The following is a 14,581-nucleotide window of genomic DNA, read 5'->3' as shown; positions in this document are numbered from 1 at the left end:
GATACGTTTCTATAAAGCATTATCTAGTTTTGAGAGAACCATTTAGGTATTTTCTCAAAATAGTCTGGTGGCGATAGCGAAGAGGTCACACCCGTTCCCATGCCGAACACGGTCGTTAAGCTCTTCAGCGCCGATGGTAGTTGGGGGATTCCCCCTGTGAGAGTAGGACGTTGCCAGGCACCCCAAAGCATTCCGTTGAGGAATGCTTTTTTATGTGCATAAATAGTAGAGGGGTGCTGAAGAGCTCTGTTCCGAAGGAACAGAATCTTCCTCGAATGGGCCGATGGTTACTACGTGAGTATACTTCTCTGAAAAAACATCATGTCCCCCTGTGAGACGAACCCTTTCTCTTCGTAACACAACGTGAGTTACTTCTTAGAACAACTCCATGAGTAATCATCCCCGTAGAAGAGAAAGGGTGAGCCAGGACGTTGCCAGGCAGGGCACGCTAAGCATGGAAATAGATGTGATGGTATCCAAGCTGCATGTTAGTAGAACGCCCGAAGGAGCAACATCTTCTCCGAGTAGGCCGATGGTTACATCGTGAAAAGGCACCCTGAAACTACTCCATGTCCCCCTGTAAAATAAATATTGACAATTTTGAGAAAATTAATTAATATTTAATCAACGGCAAAATAAACTGTCGACAGTTTAACAATCGACGAATTACAACGCAGCTTTCATCCTAGCACTTTACCTCACAAAGTTCACACCTCAGAAAAAAATACCAGTACTCTATTTCTTTGAAATCACATCATAGTGTTTCCGACCACAATAGTTGTTCAAAAAGGGGGAATAAAATGAAAGCGTTAACAAAGAGTGAAAAAGCACCCGGAGCAAGTATGCAAACTAAGGTTATGCCAGAGCCAAGGGCCAATGAAGTATTAGTCCAAGTGAAAATTACTGCTATCTGTGGTACAGATATTCATATTTTTAACTGGAACGATTGGGCTGCAGGTTTGGGAATTGAGCAAGGAAATGTTATGGGACACGAATGTGTAGCAGAGGTAGTTAAACTTGGAGAAGGAGTAACTTCGCTCTCAGTAGGGGATCGAGTTTGTATTGAAACTCATATTCCGTGCCGAGATTGTAGGTTGTGCCATAATGGGAATATGCATATTTGTGAGAATGAGACGATCTTCAGTGTTCACACTAATGGATGTTTTGCTGACTACGCTGTTGTTCCTGCAATATGTGCTCGCAAGGTCCCTGAATCTATTCCTGATGAAATAGCATCAATTATGGAGCCTGTCGGAGTTGGGGTACACGCAGCTCAAATTGGCGACGTTAAAGGGAAAAATGTAGTTGTTTTAGGAGCAGGACCAATTGGGTTGTTTTCTGCATGCGCTAGCTTAGCTTTAGGAGCAAAGCAGGTTACTATTAGTGATATAAAAGATACAAGATTAGAAGTAGCTTCCTTATGTGGGGATTTTCAATTGTGGAATCCTCTGAAAACATCTGCATATTCTCTATTTGACACTTCGGCCTCTGCGTCAGGACCTGAAGTTATTATTGAGACCACAGGAAGCAATAGGGCGGTATCTGACATACTACCGTACTTACGTAAAAAGGGAACAATGGTTATGGTTGGTCTGTTTCCTGGTGATGTATCCTTAAACTTTTCTCAAGACATTATTTTCAAAGAAGTGACGATTAAAGGAGTTCACGGTCGTATTATGTGGGACACTTGGGAACTTATGGAAAAGTTGATTCAAAATGATAAATTAAATGTTCAACCAGCAATTACTCACCGTTTCAAGCTAGAAGAGTATGAAGAGGCTTTTCGAATTGCAGCTAGTGGTGAGGGGACAAAAGTTTTGTTACGACCTTAACGGTTTTCATTGATTTTGGTTCTTAAAAATAATTTAGACTAAAGTATTTAAATTTCAAGGAGAGTGGAATTAAATGAAAATAACATTACATCACGGGAATTTTAGTACTTCTAATATTGATAAAATGGCAGATTTTTATATAAAAGTTCTTGGTTTAAAGGATAAAAATGAGATTGGCGATTCTAGGATTACAAACCAATATGGTGGAAACGTCCGTTTTTTAACAGCTGAGGAAGGGGAAGCGGAGCTTCACATTGCCAAAAATGAACCTAATCTACCTTTTACTACAGGTCATTTTGTTAATCCGCTTCTAAAAGGTCATCTTGCGTTCCGTGTCGATGATATAGAAGAAATAAAAAGTCGACTGAAAGAGAATGAAATTCCTTTTGCTGATTATGGAGAGTGGTCAATTAAGGGATGGTATCAGATCTTTTTCCACGATCCGGATGGTAACGTTATAGAAGTATCACAGATTGATAATTAATTATTAGTTTAATCTAGAGGAACAGCCTTCATCCCATTTAGGAGCTATTTCATGTTTGAGTCATGTGAAATAAAAACTGTTAACCAACTAATCTAACAGTTCTTAAGGGGTGAAGGTTTTGTTCAATAAAAATCTAATAGCGTTTTCATTAAAAAAGAGAAGCTTCAGTCATTCACATAGTTACGAGGTTCTCGGTATGATTGAAATTAAATAAAGGGGAAAATAGGGAGGTCAATAAGTTGAGAAAAATTCTAAATTCTATCATGCTGTCAGCAGTCGTTGTACTTGGCTTAGTTGCTTGTGGAAATGGTGGTAGTGAAAATACTTCTACTAACGCTAACAATTCCGGAGATAGTAATGTCAGTCAGGATATCTATAACGTTAGGTTTGCCCATGTTGGAAATACAGAAAGTTACTTTCATAAACTTGCAGAAAAGTGGAAAGAGCTTGTTGAAGAAAATTCCGAAGGTAGAATTGAAGTTGATATATATCCAGGTGGTCAATTAGGTCATGATAGACAGTTAGTCGAAAGTTTACCAACTAATAATATCCAAGTTGTTATTACCGGTGGTACACTTCCTATTCTTGACACTAGATTCTCTGTAGTAGATATGCCATATATTTTTACAGATACAGAAGACGCACGTTCAAAGCTTGGTGGCGACCTTGGGAATGCATTGTTTGATTTGTTACCAGATCACAAGATTAAAGGGTTGGCATGGGGAGAGAATGGTTTTAAAAACGTTACGAACTCCGTAAGGCCTATTCATTCACCAGATGATTTAAAAGGATTAAAGATAAGAGTAGCAGAAAACCAAGTCCACATAGATTCTATGGAAGCCCTTGGGGTAAACGTTGTTCCGATGCCCTTTACAGAGCTATTCACTGCACTTGAGCAGAAAGTAGTAGATGGTCAAGAAAATCCAGTTGGACTAATCCACAGCTCTAAGTTTCAGGAAGTTCAGAGTTACTTAAGTCTAACCGAACATTTTTATAATACAGGTGCGTTACTTATGAGTCTTGATTTCTATGAAGGACTTCCAGATGATCTACAGAAGGTTGTTGATGAAGCTTCACTTGTTGCACGCGATTATCAGTATGAAATTATCGATCATGATATAGAAGAAAGTCTGAAGAAATTGGAAGAAGAAGGAATGGAAATTGTTAGAGAAATAAACAAAGAGCCTTTTATAGAGCTTACCCAATCTGTTTATGAAAAATATGGAGATCAAATTGGAGAAGAATTACTTGAGTTAGCGAGACAATAAACCCTATTTTGGGGAAGTGTCTAACAACATTTCCCCATCTTCTTTATAAAACCTTGATCCCCTTTCTACCTTCTAGTAATGAATAATTCGTAAGGAATTTTTTCTTCGAAAGGAGAGTGTTTATGCTTAAGAAATTTTCAATATTGAATAAGGTTCTAAACTACTCGATGGCTACTTGTATGGCACTGATTGCCATCCTTGTATTTATGAACGTAATATTACGATATTTTAACCTTGGTATTACTTGGGCAGAAGAAATATCTCAATTCTTATTTGTTTGGCTCGTTTTTCTCGGAGCGGTTATAGCTTTAGTAGACAATCAACATTTACGTATAGACTTCTTAACGAAAAGGTTACCTACAAATCTTAGAAGAGGGGTAGCCATTCTTGTCAACCTTATTATCCTTTATATACTGTGGATCATTTTAGCTGGGAGCTGGAAACTTACTATATTAAATATGAATATGAGGGCACCTGTTTCTGGTTTACCCTATTCATATTTGTATGGAGTAGGTATTGTAATGAGTCTTGGTATGGCAATCGTCATTATTATGAACATTTACAAAGCTATTTTTCAAAAGGATTCATTTTCCTAACGGTAGTGATTAGTAGTGTAGTACACCGATTTATTCAAACATTTTTTTACCACCCCTTTAAAATGTGATGTTTCACATGATTTAAAAAGGATACGGAGGTGACAGATGTGTCAACGGCAATTTTTCTTATTACGCTTTTAGGTTCGATCTTATTAGGGATTCCGGTAGCATTTGCCTTGTTAGTCAGTGGAATTAGTTTGATGTTTTTCCTCGATATTATGGATACACAAAATGTCGCTCGAAGTCTGATAAATGGTGCTGGTAGTTTTACACTGTTGGCTGTTCCTTTCTTTATTCTAGCAGGTCAATTAATGAACTACGGTGGGATATCAAACCGAATTGTGAATTTCGCCCTTGCTCTTTTTGGTCATGTGCGTGGAGGATTAGGATATGTTGCTATTTTAGGTAGTATTCTTTTTGCCGGTTTGTCTGGATCTGCTGTAGCTGATACTGCCGCACTTGGAGCTATCTTAATTCCAATGATGGTAAAAGCAGGTTATGATCGGAATCGGTCAACAGGATTAATTGCCGGAGGAGGAATTATTGCCCCGATTATACCTCCGAGTATACCAATGATTATATTTGGGGTAACGAGTGGGGTATCTATTTTACAACTGTTTATGGCTGGGATTGTCCCGGGGCTTATGTTAGGTTTAGGCTTAGCTGTCGCTTGGTCGATTATGGTTCGCAAGGATAAGGTAGATGTCCTGCCGCGAAAGTCAATGAAAGAAATTTTAAAAGCTACTCAACAAGCAGTTTGGGCATTATTTTTACCTGTGATTATTATTGTTGGTTTACGTGGAGGGGTTTTTACACCTACTGAAGCAGGGGTGATCGCCTCGTTCTATGCTCTGTTTGTTGGGGCGATCATTTATCGAGAGTTAAAAATGCCAGAGCTATATAAAGCTTTAATTGAAACTGTAAAAATAACAAGTGTCGTAATGTTTCTTTATACGGGTGCGATGGTGTTAGGTTGGGGAATGACCGTAGCGAATATTCCTTCTGCCATTGCAGGATTACTTGAACCTTTCAGTGACAACCAGTTCTTACTACTCTTGCTAATTGTCTTATTTACATTGCTAATTGGTACAGCTATGGATTTAACAGCTATTATTTTAATTTTAACACCTATCCTAATGCCAATCATTCAAATGGCGGGCATTGACCCAGTCTATTTCGGGGTAGTATTTATACTTGCTGCTTGTCTAGGCATGCTAACGCCTCCGGTTGGAACTGTATTAGTAGTGGCAAGTGGAGTTGGAAAAATATCCATGGAGAATATGTTACGAGGTGTCTGGCCGTTCTTACTTGTCCACATCATTGTCTTATTGTTACTAATTTTGTTCCCTGCAATTGTTACCGTCCCGTTGGAATGGCTTATGAAATAGTTAACTCTAGTATATTTAGATAATCGAAATGTTACGTTAAAAATTGGTAAAAAGGTGATAAAATGGTTTAGGAAGATGGAGGTGGCATATATTTTTGAAAAAAAAAGAAAATATTAAAGGTTCGAAGATCATTCCCTTATTTTTTGGGTTTCCTGCAGCTTCCAGTAGAGGGGCATTAGGCTGGAGTAGCATTTACCTTATTCAACTTAATGGTAAGAATTTTTTATTTGATACTGCTGGTTATAATGAGCGGTTAGTATTATTAGAGAAATTGAAAGCTTTAGGAATTTATAAGGAAGATATTAATGGTATTTTTTTAAGTCACCTGCATTTTGATCATGCTTTAAATTGGACACTTTTTCCAAAAGCAACGATCTATCTGAACAAAAAAGAATTGTATTATGGTCTTAACAGTAAAAGTGATGTATTTGTTCCTGATTTTCATCCTGAACAAATACAAAAGTGGCAAAGTCTTCATTTTGTGTTTGATGGTGAAGAAGTGGACGGGATGACTATTCTACATGTACCTGGTCATACCCCAGGAATGATTGCACTTGATATTAATGGGAAGCTTTTAGTAAGCGATGCTATAAAAAATAGATGTGAACTCATACATGGGCCATTAGGAAATACGTGGAATAAAGAATTAGCCAAAAAGTCCATTCAAAAAATTAAGGATAGAGCTCAAGTCATTTATCCTGGTCATGATGTCCCTTTAATGAGAAAGAATGATCAATGGATAGCAATGGAAGAAGCGATAGAAACTATTTATCTTGGTAAAGATCTTGTTTCATCCCAACAAAAAAATCAAATTAAGATACAAGTTTATGAATGCTAGATTAACGTTTTGGTAGTGATTAAAATTCTTATTTTCCTAGAAATTCAGCTGTTTTTTTTAGCTGATCCAAGAATAAGGAAGAGGGGACAACATGGAAACGATGAATAATTCATTTTGGAAAGAAATTGGCCGTCCGAAAAGCCTTCGACAACAGGTTGCGGACCAAATTATCAATGCCTTATCTCAAGGTCTTTTGGAACCAGGGAAACGAATTGTGGAGGTGGAACTTGCACAAAACCTTGGAATTAGTAGGGCACCAATACGTGAAGCGCTAAGTCAGTTAGAACAAGAAGGCTTAGTTAAGACGATTCCATATAGAGGTACATTTGTGATGGATCTCAATCGCAAAGATGTTTGGGAACTATATACACTAAGAGCTACGTTAGAGGAATTTGCGATGAGGCAAGTCTTTGAACGAAACTTGGATGAAACGATAAATTCGCTTAGAGAAATTCATAAAGCAATGGGAGAAACAGTACACTCAAAAAATAAACTAGAGCTTGCTGAACTTGACTCTAGATTTCATGAAGTACTGGTCCGAGCTGCAGGCCATGAACAACTGTATCGTTCTTGGCACCCACTTCGTTATAAGCATGTGTTTTATACAATTACGATTGATCCCAATTACTCTAAGTCATTTGAGTTTGTCGTTGATGTTCACGAAGAATTAATTCGTGCTATGGAAAGTGGAGAACTAGAAAAAGCTTGTGAGGAAATTAAAAGCCACATAATAGACGCTGGAAAGTCACTACTGAGTCGCATTCAGGATACAGAAGGTGATGAAAAAGCATAACCATTTTGGAAAATCTATCATGTGAAAGGAAGTTATAAATGAAAATAACCAAAGTAATTTCACAATGGGTACGAATTCCTTTAGAAAATCCAGTAGGTTTCTCTATCAAAACGTTGAAGCACCGCGAACATTTAATGGTCCGTATACAAAGCGATGCAGGAATCGAAGGTGTGGGATTCTGTCTACAAGATACAAGTGCAAAGCCTGCAAAAGCTGTTGTAGATGAATTATTAGGTCCGATGTTAATTGGGGAAGATCCTAGGGATATAGCAAAACTATGGGATCGAATGTATTTTCAAACGGTTAGAGCAGGTCGGCGTGGAAATGTATTGGTCGCTTTATCTGCCATTGACATAGCCTTATGGGATCATCAAGCGAAAGCAGCAGGGATGCCATTACACAAATTGCTTGGATCTTTCAGGGATGAAGTACCATGTTATGCTTCGGGTGGTTACTATTACGAGGGTGCGGATATGTTTCCTAGACTCGAACAAGAAATTCGAAGTTATGTAAATTTAGGGTATAAGGCTATAAAAATTAAGGTCGGTCGTCTCGATGCAAGTACAGAAGCAAAAAGGGTGGCATTGACTCGAGACATTATCGGTCCAGATATAAAGCTTATGGTTGATGCCAATCAATCTTATTTGGATGTGAATGAGTGTATGGATCTTTGTAAACGGATTGAAGAACATGATATTACATTTTTTGAAGAACCAATGCCTATGGATATGATAGAAGGCTATAATCGCTTAAAAAGACAAACATCCATCCCGTTAGCTACTGGTGAAATTGGGGCAACCCGTTGGGAATTCCAAGAAATGATTAAGCAAGGATGTTTGGATTACGTTCAGCATGATGCAACACAGTGTGGGGGTGTTTCGGAATGGATGAAAATTACTACGTTAGCTGGGGCACAAGGTGTGACAGTTGCTCCACATTATTTCTGGGATGTTCACGTTCATCTTGCATGTGCTGCAAGAGAAGTAGCTTATGTTGAGAAGTTTATTGGAACAGATGTAACGAATTTTGATTTAGTGATTTCTAATCCATACCAACTCACACCTAGAGGAACATTAGCACCACCAAATAGCCTAGGGCTAGGAATTGAATGGGATGAAGAAGCAATTAAACATTATTTAATGGAAGAAAGCATAATAGATCAAACTACTGTAAGTGTATAACAGTTTTAATATACAAAGCTCTCAATATTAAAAACAGCCTGTTTATAAAAAAGACAACAGGCTGTATGAACGGAGCAAAGGGTTCATGGTTATTATTCACGCCTACCTACATGTCTTGTCTGACAAACGAATACAATTCTTAAATATGACTAATGAAATTGTGAAGTATTCTCGAGAAGAGGAAGGGAATATTAGTTATGAATTATTAGAATCAGCGAAGGACCCGAACCTATTCGTTCTAGTTGAAAAGTGGAAGGACGAAGGTTCACTGACGGTACACGAGGGATTTGAATACTTCAAAAAATATGTATCTAAAATCACTGATGTTTTGGCTGAACCAACAAAAGTGGAAGCATTTTATGCAGAACAAGTGAGATAAGAGAACTGTGAACCAGCAAATGCTGGTTTTCTTGAGTTGGGGGGTGTGAATCAATCATTCATTTTTTACTAATTATCCTTTCTGTTTTTTCCGTTTTTGCTCTTGGTTTTGTAATAGGGAAACGAGTACAACTAGATATTCGCTCCTTATCCTTTGTTGCTATTAACGTTTTTTTTCCTATTCTAGTGTTTCTCGCATTCTATGAGACCCCTTTAACAAGAAACCATTTAAATATTTTTATTGCTATTGGAAGTCTTTATATTCTTTTATATTTAAGTATCGTTATAATTTCTCGTCTAACGGGTAGCAGTAGGAAGAGAAAACATGCCATGGTCCTATCAGGTTTATTTATGAATGGTGGTAACTACGGAGTCCCTGTAGTTTTATTTGCATTAGGTCAAGATGGATATGTGTATGCGCTCATGATCATGGTAATGATGGATTTGGTAATGAACACTTTCGGCGTTTATATTGCTGCTAGTGGAGGGGACGATCATGTATCTTTTAAGAGTTCCCTTATTAAGACCATTAAGATGCCTGTTCTACTCGCAAGTTTTTTAGGGATTTTTTTTCAGGTTGCTGGTGTTCCATTACCTTACCTTCTTATAGACACAATGACCTTGTTATCTCAAGCAGCAATTCCTTTAATTATGATTGTTCTAGGTATACAGCTATCAACTATTAAAGCTAAGAAGATGGAGTGGACGCCTGTTGGTTTAGTGGCTGGACTTAGGCTTTTAATCTCTCCATTATTTATGATAGGAATTATTTCATTAATGGGCCTATTAGGTACAATGTTAGGAACCGTTCTCTTGATTATTTCAGCAATGCCTTCTGCTGCTAATACAACAATGTTTTCACTACAGTTTAATGTTGATCCTGATTTCGTTTCACTGTTAACATTGCTTACGACCACCTTAAGCTTGATTACCTTGCCTTTATTGTTTTTATTTCTTTAATTTACAAGCTGGGATTCACGTATAAATAAAAAATATCCGCTTTGTCAGTAGAATGTACGGACCTATATCCATGAAAAACAGTCCTATCTTACCTCAATGTAAGATAGGACTGATTAATGCTCTCGTTTAATTGTTTGAGGAGGTTCTTCTAACCAGCTGTTCTCAATCATGATGTTCACACCATTACTAGCGTAGGTTGCCACTTCTGCTGCTAAACGAACGTATGTAGTGCTTATATCTGTTCTTAAGCTAGCTGCTGCAGCTGTTGCATAGTTTGATGTACTTGACTGTATTAGCAGAGATGATTGAAACATAATTAGTTTCTCTGAGAATGGAGCTAAAGTTGAGTTGGAAACTTCAAGGTCAGATGGCATTGGGACTTGAACATCGTCTTTCGTTAAAATGGATGAGAATTCTTTTATATGTTTTTGGGCTATATCGACCCCTTTTAAGCAATATTCACGAACATTCTTAGGTTTAGCAACTTGAGCAAGACCCATTAAAAGAATTTGTCCGATTAAGTTTGTCTCTATATTGGCATAAACATGGGTGATCTCAATCACATTTACGGGTCTACGATTTATATTTAATAGACCACCTTTGTAATTCTTTTGATCAATAAAATCTACTTCAGCAGGAGTTGAAACATAAGGTGGTCTAACGAAAAGCCCCTTTGATAATAAAAGGTCCGCTGTTTTATTGTATAGATCTGTAGAGGATTGTATTGCTTGACTTAAAAATTCTCGGACGCTTGGTTTAGCGCTTGTTGCCAATGCAACCCCGTAAACAGACAGCCCAACTTTTGCCATGTTTTTAAGATAATACAAATAATACGTATCTGAATATAGGCGTGGAGCAGAGGGACTTACATCCTTATTTGAAAAACCAACTGGGATTGGCTGGTTATCTTCCTTAAGAATTTTTTCCGATTGGCTAAGGTTTTTTTCTGATATCTTAAGTGCATAGTCAACGATGGATTCAATTTCTGGGTCATCAACATTTTCTATAAAATACTTAAAAATACAGACCGACATGCTATTGTTTTGAAAACTACTCCAAAGTGCGGCAATTTCTGAAGACGTTAACCGAGTGTGGTGATTTTCATTCATCTAATGTCTCTCCTTATGTACAACATCTAATGATATAGTCTGGCTGTGTTTTACATATTTATTCTTTGCTTTGAGTGAAAGAATAAAATAAAGGAGATTATTCATATATAATTAAGTGTTAAAGGCGAAGAAAATAACACACAATTCATCGTTAGTGTTAAATAGAAAAAGCTTAGGGGATATTCCTCTAAACTTCTAAGTATCTACACTATGTAATCTTCTTTGAAGATCATTATTTTGATTAGAGGTAAGGGTCTGTCTAAAAAGTCGTAAAAGAGCTCTGTTCGCTAGTCGTTTAGAGAGGAGAAACCCACTTCTTTCAAGGCTTTTAAAAGATGTAGCGACTTTTTAGACAACCCCTCTTGTTGTTTAGGAGATTATAAAATACGAGTTATGGATAAGTGTTGGATAGAATATTTAATTAAAGGTTAGCGGCGGAAGTGTTTCAATTTTACTTTCAACACTGATGAAGTCTTGAAAATACAAAGTTAAGTCTTGATTTTATAAAGAGGTTTCTTCTTATTGTGAGCTATAATCTTCATAAAGATAGTTTTATTAAATGATTTATGTTACAGGAGGGATTCGTTTGAAACCGTTCAAAGTGGGGCTACTAGGTTGTGGTGATATAAGTGACATCTATTTTCAAGTATGTGAAACGCTTGATATTATTGAAATTACGGCTTGTGCAAGTCGTAATATTGAAAACGCCAACAGGAAAGCAGAGGAGTATAATATTCCAAAGGCTTGTACGATAGATGAATTAATTGCTGATCCTGACCTGGATATTATCTTGAACCTAACTATACCAGAGGTGCATGCAGAATATAACCTTGCAGCTCTTGAGGCAGGGAAGCATGTGTATACAGAAAAGCCTCTTGCATCCAATTTAGAAGACGCGAAAAAAATCATTGAGCTTGCAAAAGAAAAAGGGCTTCGTGTAGGATGTGCACCTGATACGTTTTTAGGCGGAAGACTCCAAACCGCTCGAAAAGTAATGGATGAGGGACTAATAGGTGAGATTGTAGGGGCAAGTGCATTTGTCGGGCATCGAGGTCCAGAATTATTTCATCCGAACCCAGATTTTTTCTATAAACCTGGAGGAGGTCCTCTTTTAGATATTGGTCCTTATTATATGACTGCACTCATTTCGTTGCTTGGTCCGATATCTAGTTGTTGTGGATATGCTAGAAGGACTTTTGAAGAGAGAGCGGTTCATACTGAGTCAAGGTTAGGGGAAACGATTGATGTAGAAGTTCCAACTCATATTTCTGGTAACTTTCAATTTGAAAATGGGGCCGTTGCAACGATTATGGCTAGTTTTGATGTTTGGGATTCTGAGCTACCAAGGATGGAAGTCTATGGGTCTAAGGGGACGTTACTCATTCCTGATGTCGACCCTCTTGACGGACCGAATCTCTTTGGGGGGCCTTTACTAGTTAGAACTAATGAAACATCACGTTGGCGTACGTTGCCAAGAAGTGAAAGTCCAAAGACATGGGAAGAAGTTCAGGTTACACATGGGTTTAATGAAGACTCTCGCGGATTAGGTCTTGCAGACATGGCGTATGCTATACGTGATCATCGACCGGAACGAGCCAGTGCTGAAATGGCTTATCACTCACTTGAGGCAATGATCGGCCTGCTAGAATCCTCTAGCAAAGGGAAGTTTTATACTCTTACCAGTACTTGTGAAAGGCCAAGTCCTTTGCCAGTAAATTTCCCTTCTAGTGAAAAAAGTTAGTCAATATCTATGGTGTAAAATAAAAGACAGCAAGAGCATTCGCATTTTGGGAATTGTTTTATTGTTCTTAACGTTATTAAAAGTTATCTTTGTATCAATTGAAGCCATTTCAATGATTGTAAGAGCTCTTTTATTTTAGTGTAGGGGGCTTTCTAGGTTTTTTATAAGAATTAAAGGTTCGCATTGGTGTCGAGCCTTTTAATTTTGGGGCTTGGATAGCAAATTAACGAGTTTGGACAGTAAATTGAACAGTTCCGACAGAAAATCCCTCAACTTGGACAGTAAGATTTTTTTATAATCGAAATATTGAAACATCAATTCCGGAAATTCCGCTTGAAATATCCATATCTTTACATTACAATCTTATTAACCGGTGGTTAATTAAGTTAAGGAGGAGACTATGTCACCCCGCAAACCAACTTCACAGGAACTTACGAAAGAAATGATCATAAATGAAGCACGAACTCAATTTGTTGAGAAGGACTTTCATCAAGTATCCATGCGTAGTATCGCTAGACAACTTGGTTGTAGTCATGGTGCGCTTTATTATCATTTTCAAAACAAAGCAGAACTATTTTATGCGGTGATAAAAGAATATTTTCAGAACTTGAATAAGCTGATGGAAGAATTTGTTGATGGTCCTGGTGAGCCTCAGGCTAAACTTCAAAGTATTTTTCTCCGCTTTATTGAGTTTGGCTTAAATAATCAAAGTCAGTATGAACTGATGTTTATGATGAGAAATAACGAGGTAGATGGATTATCGCAAGAAGCTGCAAATCTTTGTTATCAAAAATTCTCCCAGTCAGTTCAATCCTTATCAGATAAGCAATTAAAGATTAGTGAGATTTATTCAGCGTTTATTTCGTTACACGGTTTTGTATCTCATTATCGTGGATATGTAGCTAATTTTGAAGAAGCAAAAGACGTTGCTCACTTACACGTAATATTTATTGCTAAAGCTCTAAGTCAACCTTCTTGATGTTAGAGCATATATTTTTAGTATTATTGACCAGTGGTTAATTAAGAGGGGGTTAGGTGGGAATGAAAAAAGCATTAGTAGTTGGGGCAACAGGTGGAATGGGATATGCGTTAGTTCATGAGTTACTCTCAAGAGGGATTGAAGTAGTGGCCTTCTCAAGAGGAAAAGAAAAGCTCGAATCTCTTTATAAGAACCTATCCAATGTAACCATTTTTCCTGGGGATGCATTAAAACAAGGTGAATTAACGCGAGCAGCTAATGGTGTTGATGTAATGTTTCATTCCGTGAGCTTTCCATATCCAGATTGGGATGAAACTCATCTTCCTTGTATTGATGTTATGTTAGATGTGGCGAGAGCTAAAAAGGCAAAGATTGCATTGGTGGATAACGTCTACGCATATGGAAGACAAAACAAACAAATGGTGACCGAGCAGATGAAGAAGGAGCCGCATACGAAAAAAGGAAAAATAAGGTTAGAGATGGAAAGTCGATTGAAAGAAAGTGATGTGCCGACGTTGATTGTTCATATGCCTGATTTATATGGACCCAACTGTGGAAATACCATTCTCCACGAAACGCTTAAGTACGTCGTAAAAAATAAAAAAGCAAACTTCGTTGGAAGTAAGACCGTAGGCAGAGAATATCTCTACAACCTCGATGGAGCAAAAGCGATGGTTGAATTGGCACTTCGGGAAGAAACATACAATCAAAATTGGAACGTTCCGTCAACACATCCCATAACAGGGGAAGAGTTGATGACTATTATAAAAGACATCACAGGGTACAAAAAAGCGGTCAGGTCAGTATCAACTAATATGATTCGTATGATCGGTATTTTTTCACCTTTTATGAGGGAAATGGTGGAGATGATGTATTTAACTGAACAGCCAGTCATTCTTAGTGGTGAGAAATATGAAAAGGAAATAAACTCATTGCCTCGGACTCCATACAGAGAAGGCATCGAGGCGACGATAAATTGGATGAGGGAAAAGGAAACAAACTAGATTTTTTTGAGGGCATAAGCTTCTGGTCTA

Annotated in this window: 14 protein-coding genes and 1 rRNA gene; 14 read left to right on the top strand and 1 reads right to left on the bottom strand. The window is 37.6% G+C overall.

Going from position 1 to position 14,581, the window contains the following annotated elements; all coding sequences use genetic code 11:
* Nucleotides 1-63: 63 nt before the first annotated feature.
* The 11 genes from rrf to MF646_RS20510 all read left to right on the top strand — a co-directional run bounded on the left by rrf (nt 64) and on the right by MF646_RS20510 (nt 9,718).
* Nucleotides 64-179: ribosomal RNA gene (gene rrf, locus MF646_RS20560) — 5S ribosomal RNA — on the top strand.
* 621 nt (nt 180-800) lie between these two features.
* Nucleotides 801-1,832 (top strand): alcohol dehydrogenase catalytic domain-containing protein, encoded by a 1,032-nt coding sequence (locus tag MF646_RS20555; RefSeq protein WP_250098377.1) that lies wholly within the window; start codon nt 801-803, stop codon nt 1,830-1,832.
* Between the two features lie 73 nt (nt 1,833-1,905).
* Nucleotides 1,906-2,316, top strand: a complete 411-nt coding sequence (locus MF646_RS20550) for a VOC family protein (RefSeq protein ID WP_250098376.1) — start codon at nt 1,906-1,908, stop codon at nt 2,314-2,316.
* Between the two features lie 239 nt (nt 2,317-2,555).
* The gene (locus MF646_RS20545; RefSeq protein WP_250098375.1) at nt 2,556-3,584 is read left to right on the top strand and encodes a DctP family TRAP transporter solute-binding subunit; all 1,029 of its coding nucleotides are present in this window, start codon (nt 2,556-2,558) and stop codon (nt 3,582-3,584) included.
* A 122-nt stretch (nt 3,585-3,706) separates the two neighbouring features.
* The gene (locus tag MF646_RS20540; protein WP_250098374.1) at nt 3,707-4,180 is read left to right on the top strand and encodes a TRAP transporter small permease; all 474 of its coding nucleotides are present in this window, start codon (nt 3,707-3,709) and stop codon (nt 4,178-4,180) included.
* Nucleotides 4,181-4,287: 107 nt separating this feature from the next.
* Complete coding sequence (locus MF646_RS20535) at nt 4,288-5,568, top strand: TRAP transporter large permease (RefSeq protein WP_250098373.1); 1,281 nt, start codon at nt 4,288-4,290, stop codon at nt 5,566-5,568.
* Nucleotides 5,569-5,662: 94 nt separating this feature from the next.
* Complete coding sequence (locus MF646_RS20530; protein WP_250098372.1) at nt 5,663-6,406, top strand: MBL fold metallo-hydrolase; 744 nt, start codon at nt 5,663-5,665, stop codon at nt 6,404-6,406.
* A gap of 91 nt (nt 6,407-6,497) precedes the next feature.
* Nucleotides 6,498-7,199, top strand: coding sequence for a GntR family transcriptional regulator (locus MF646_RS20525; protein WP_250098371.1), 702 nt, complete (start codon nt 6,498-6,500; stop codon nt 7,197-7,199).
* A 38-nt stretch (nt 7,200-7,237) separates the two neighbouring features.
* Complete coding sequence (locus MF646_RS20520; protein WP_250098370.1) at nt 7,238-8,380, top strand: mandelate racemase/muconate lactonizing enzyme family protein; 1,143 nt, start codon at nt 7,238-7,240, stop codon at nt 8,378-8,380.
* 85 nt (nt 8,381-8,465) lie between these two features.
* Entirely contained in the window at nt 8,466-8,759 is a 294-nt protein-coding gene (locus MF646_RS20515; protein ID WP_250098369.1) for a putative quinol monooxygenase, read from the top strand.
* Between the two features lie 53 nt (nt 8,760-8,812).
* Nucleotides 8,813-9,718, top strand: coding sequence for an AEC family transporter (locus tag MF646_RS20510; protein WP_338035522.1), 906 nt, complete (start codon nt 8,813-8,815; stop codon nt 9,716-9,718).
* A gap of 113 nt (nt 9,719-9,831) precedes the next feature.
* On the opposite strand, the gene MF646_RS20505 is transcribed toward MF646_RS20510, so the two are convergent.
* A complete protein-coding gene (locus MF646_RS20505) occupies nt 9,832-10,827 on the bottom strand; it encodes a DUF3231 family protein (RefSeq protein ID WP_250098367.1) in 996 nt (331 codons plus the stop codon).
* 586 nt (nt 10,828-11,413) lie between these two features.
* Here MF646_RS20505 and MF646_RS20500 point away from each other — a divergent pair.
* The 3 genes from MF646_RS20500 (at nt 11,414) to MF646_RS20490 (ending at nt 14,551) form a co-directional block, all read left to right on the top strand.
* Nucleotides 11,414-12,568 (top strand): Gfo/Idh/MocA family protein, encoded by a 1,155-nt coding sequence (locus tag MF646_RS20500; protein ID WP_250098366.1) that lies wholly within the window; start codon nt 11,414-11,416, stop codon nt 12,566-12,568.
* Nucleotides 12,569-12,968: 400 nt separating this feature from the next.
* Entirely contained in the window at nt 12,969-13,547 is a 579-nt protein-coding gene (locus MF646_RS20495) for a TetR/AcrR family transcriptional regulator (RefSeq protein WP_250098365.1), read from the top strand.
* A 62-nt stretch (nt 13,548-13,609) separates the two neighbouring features.
* Nucleotides 13,610-14,551: an SDR family NAD(P)-dependent oxidoreductase gene (locus MF646_RS20490; protein ID WP_250098364.1), complete on the top strand. Its 942-nt coding sequence runs from the start codon at nt 13,610-13,612 to the stop codon at nt 14,549-14,551.
* Nucleotides 14,552-14,581: the final 30 nt, after the last annotated feature.

The organism is Halalkalibacter alkaliphilus (assembly GCF_023555415.1).
Taxonomy (GTDB): domain Bacteria; phylum Bacillota; class Bacilli; order Bacillales; family Bacillaceae_D; genus Halalkalibacter; species Halalkalibacter alkaliphilus.
This window is presented reverse-complemented; position numbering and strand designations above follow the sequence as displayed.

What these genes read in the sequence shown, in the direction of transcription:
- MF646_RS20555 (WP_250098377.1), top strand. Translation starts at nt 801, where the DNA reads ATGAAAGCGTTAACAAAGAGTGAAAAAGCACCCGGAGCAAGTATGCAA.
- MF646_RS20550 (WP_250098376.1), top strand. Translation starts at nt 1,906, where the DNA reads ATGAAAATAACATTACATCACGGGAATTTTAGTACTTCTAATATTGAT.
- MF646_RS20540 (WP_250098374.1), top strand. Translation starts at nt 3,707, where the DNA reads ATGCTTAAGAAATTTTCAATATTGAATAAGGTTCTAAACTACTCGATG.
- MF646_RS20525 (WP_250098371.1), top strand. Translation starts at nt 6,498, where the DNA reads ATGGAAACGATGAATAATTCATTTTGGAAAGAAATTGGCCGTCCGAAA.
- MF646_RS20520 (WP_250098370.1), top strand. Translation starts at nt 7,238, where the DNA reads ATGAAAATAACCAAAGTAATTTCACAATGGGTACGAATTCCTTTAGAA.
- MF646_RS20515 (WP_250098369.1), top strand. Translation starts at nt 8,466, where the DNA reads ATGGTTATTATTCACGCCTACCTACATGTCTTGTCTGACAAACGAATA.
- MF646_RS20505 (WP_250098367.1), bottom strand. Translation starts at nt 10,827, where the DNA reads ATGAATGAAAATCACCACACTCGGTTAACGTCTTCAGAAATTGCCGCA.
- MF646_RS20495 (WP_250098365.1), top strand. Translation starts at nt 12,969, where the DNA reads ATGTCACCCCGCAAACCAACTTCACAGGAACTTACGAAAGAAATGATC.
- MF646_RS20490 (WP_250098364.1), top strand. Translation starts at nt 13,610, where the DNA reads ATGAAAAAAGCATTAGTAGTTGGGGCAACAGGTGGAATGGGATATGCG.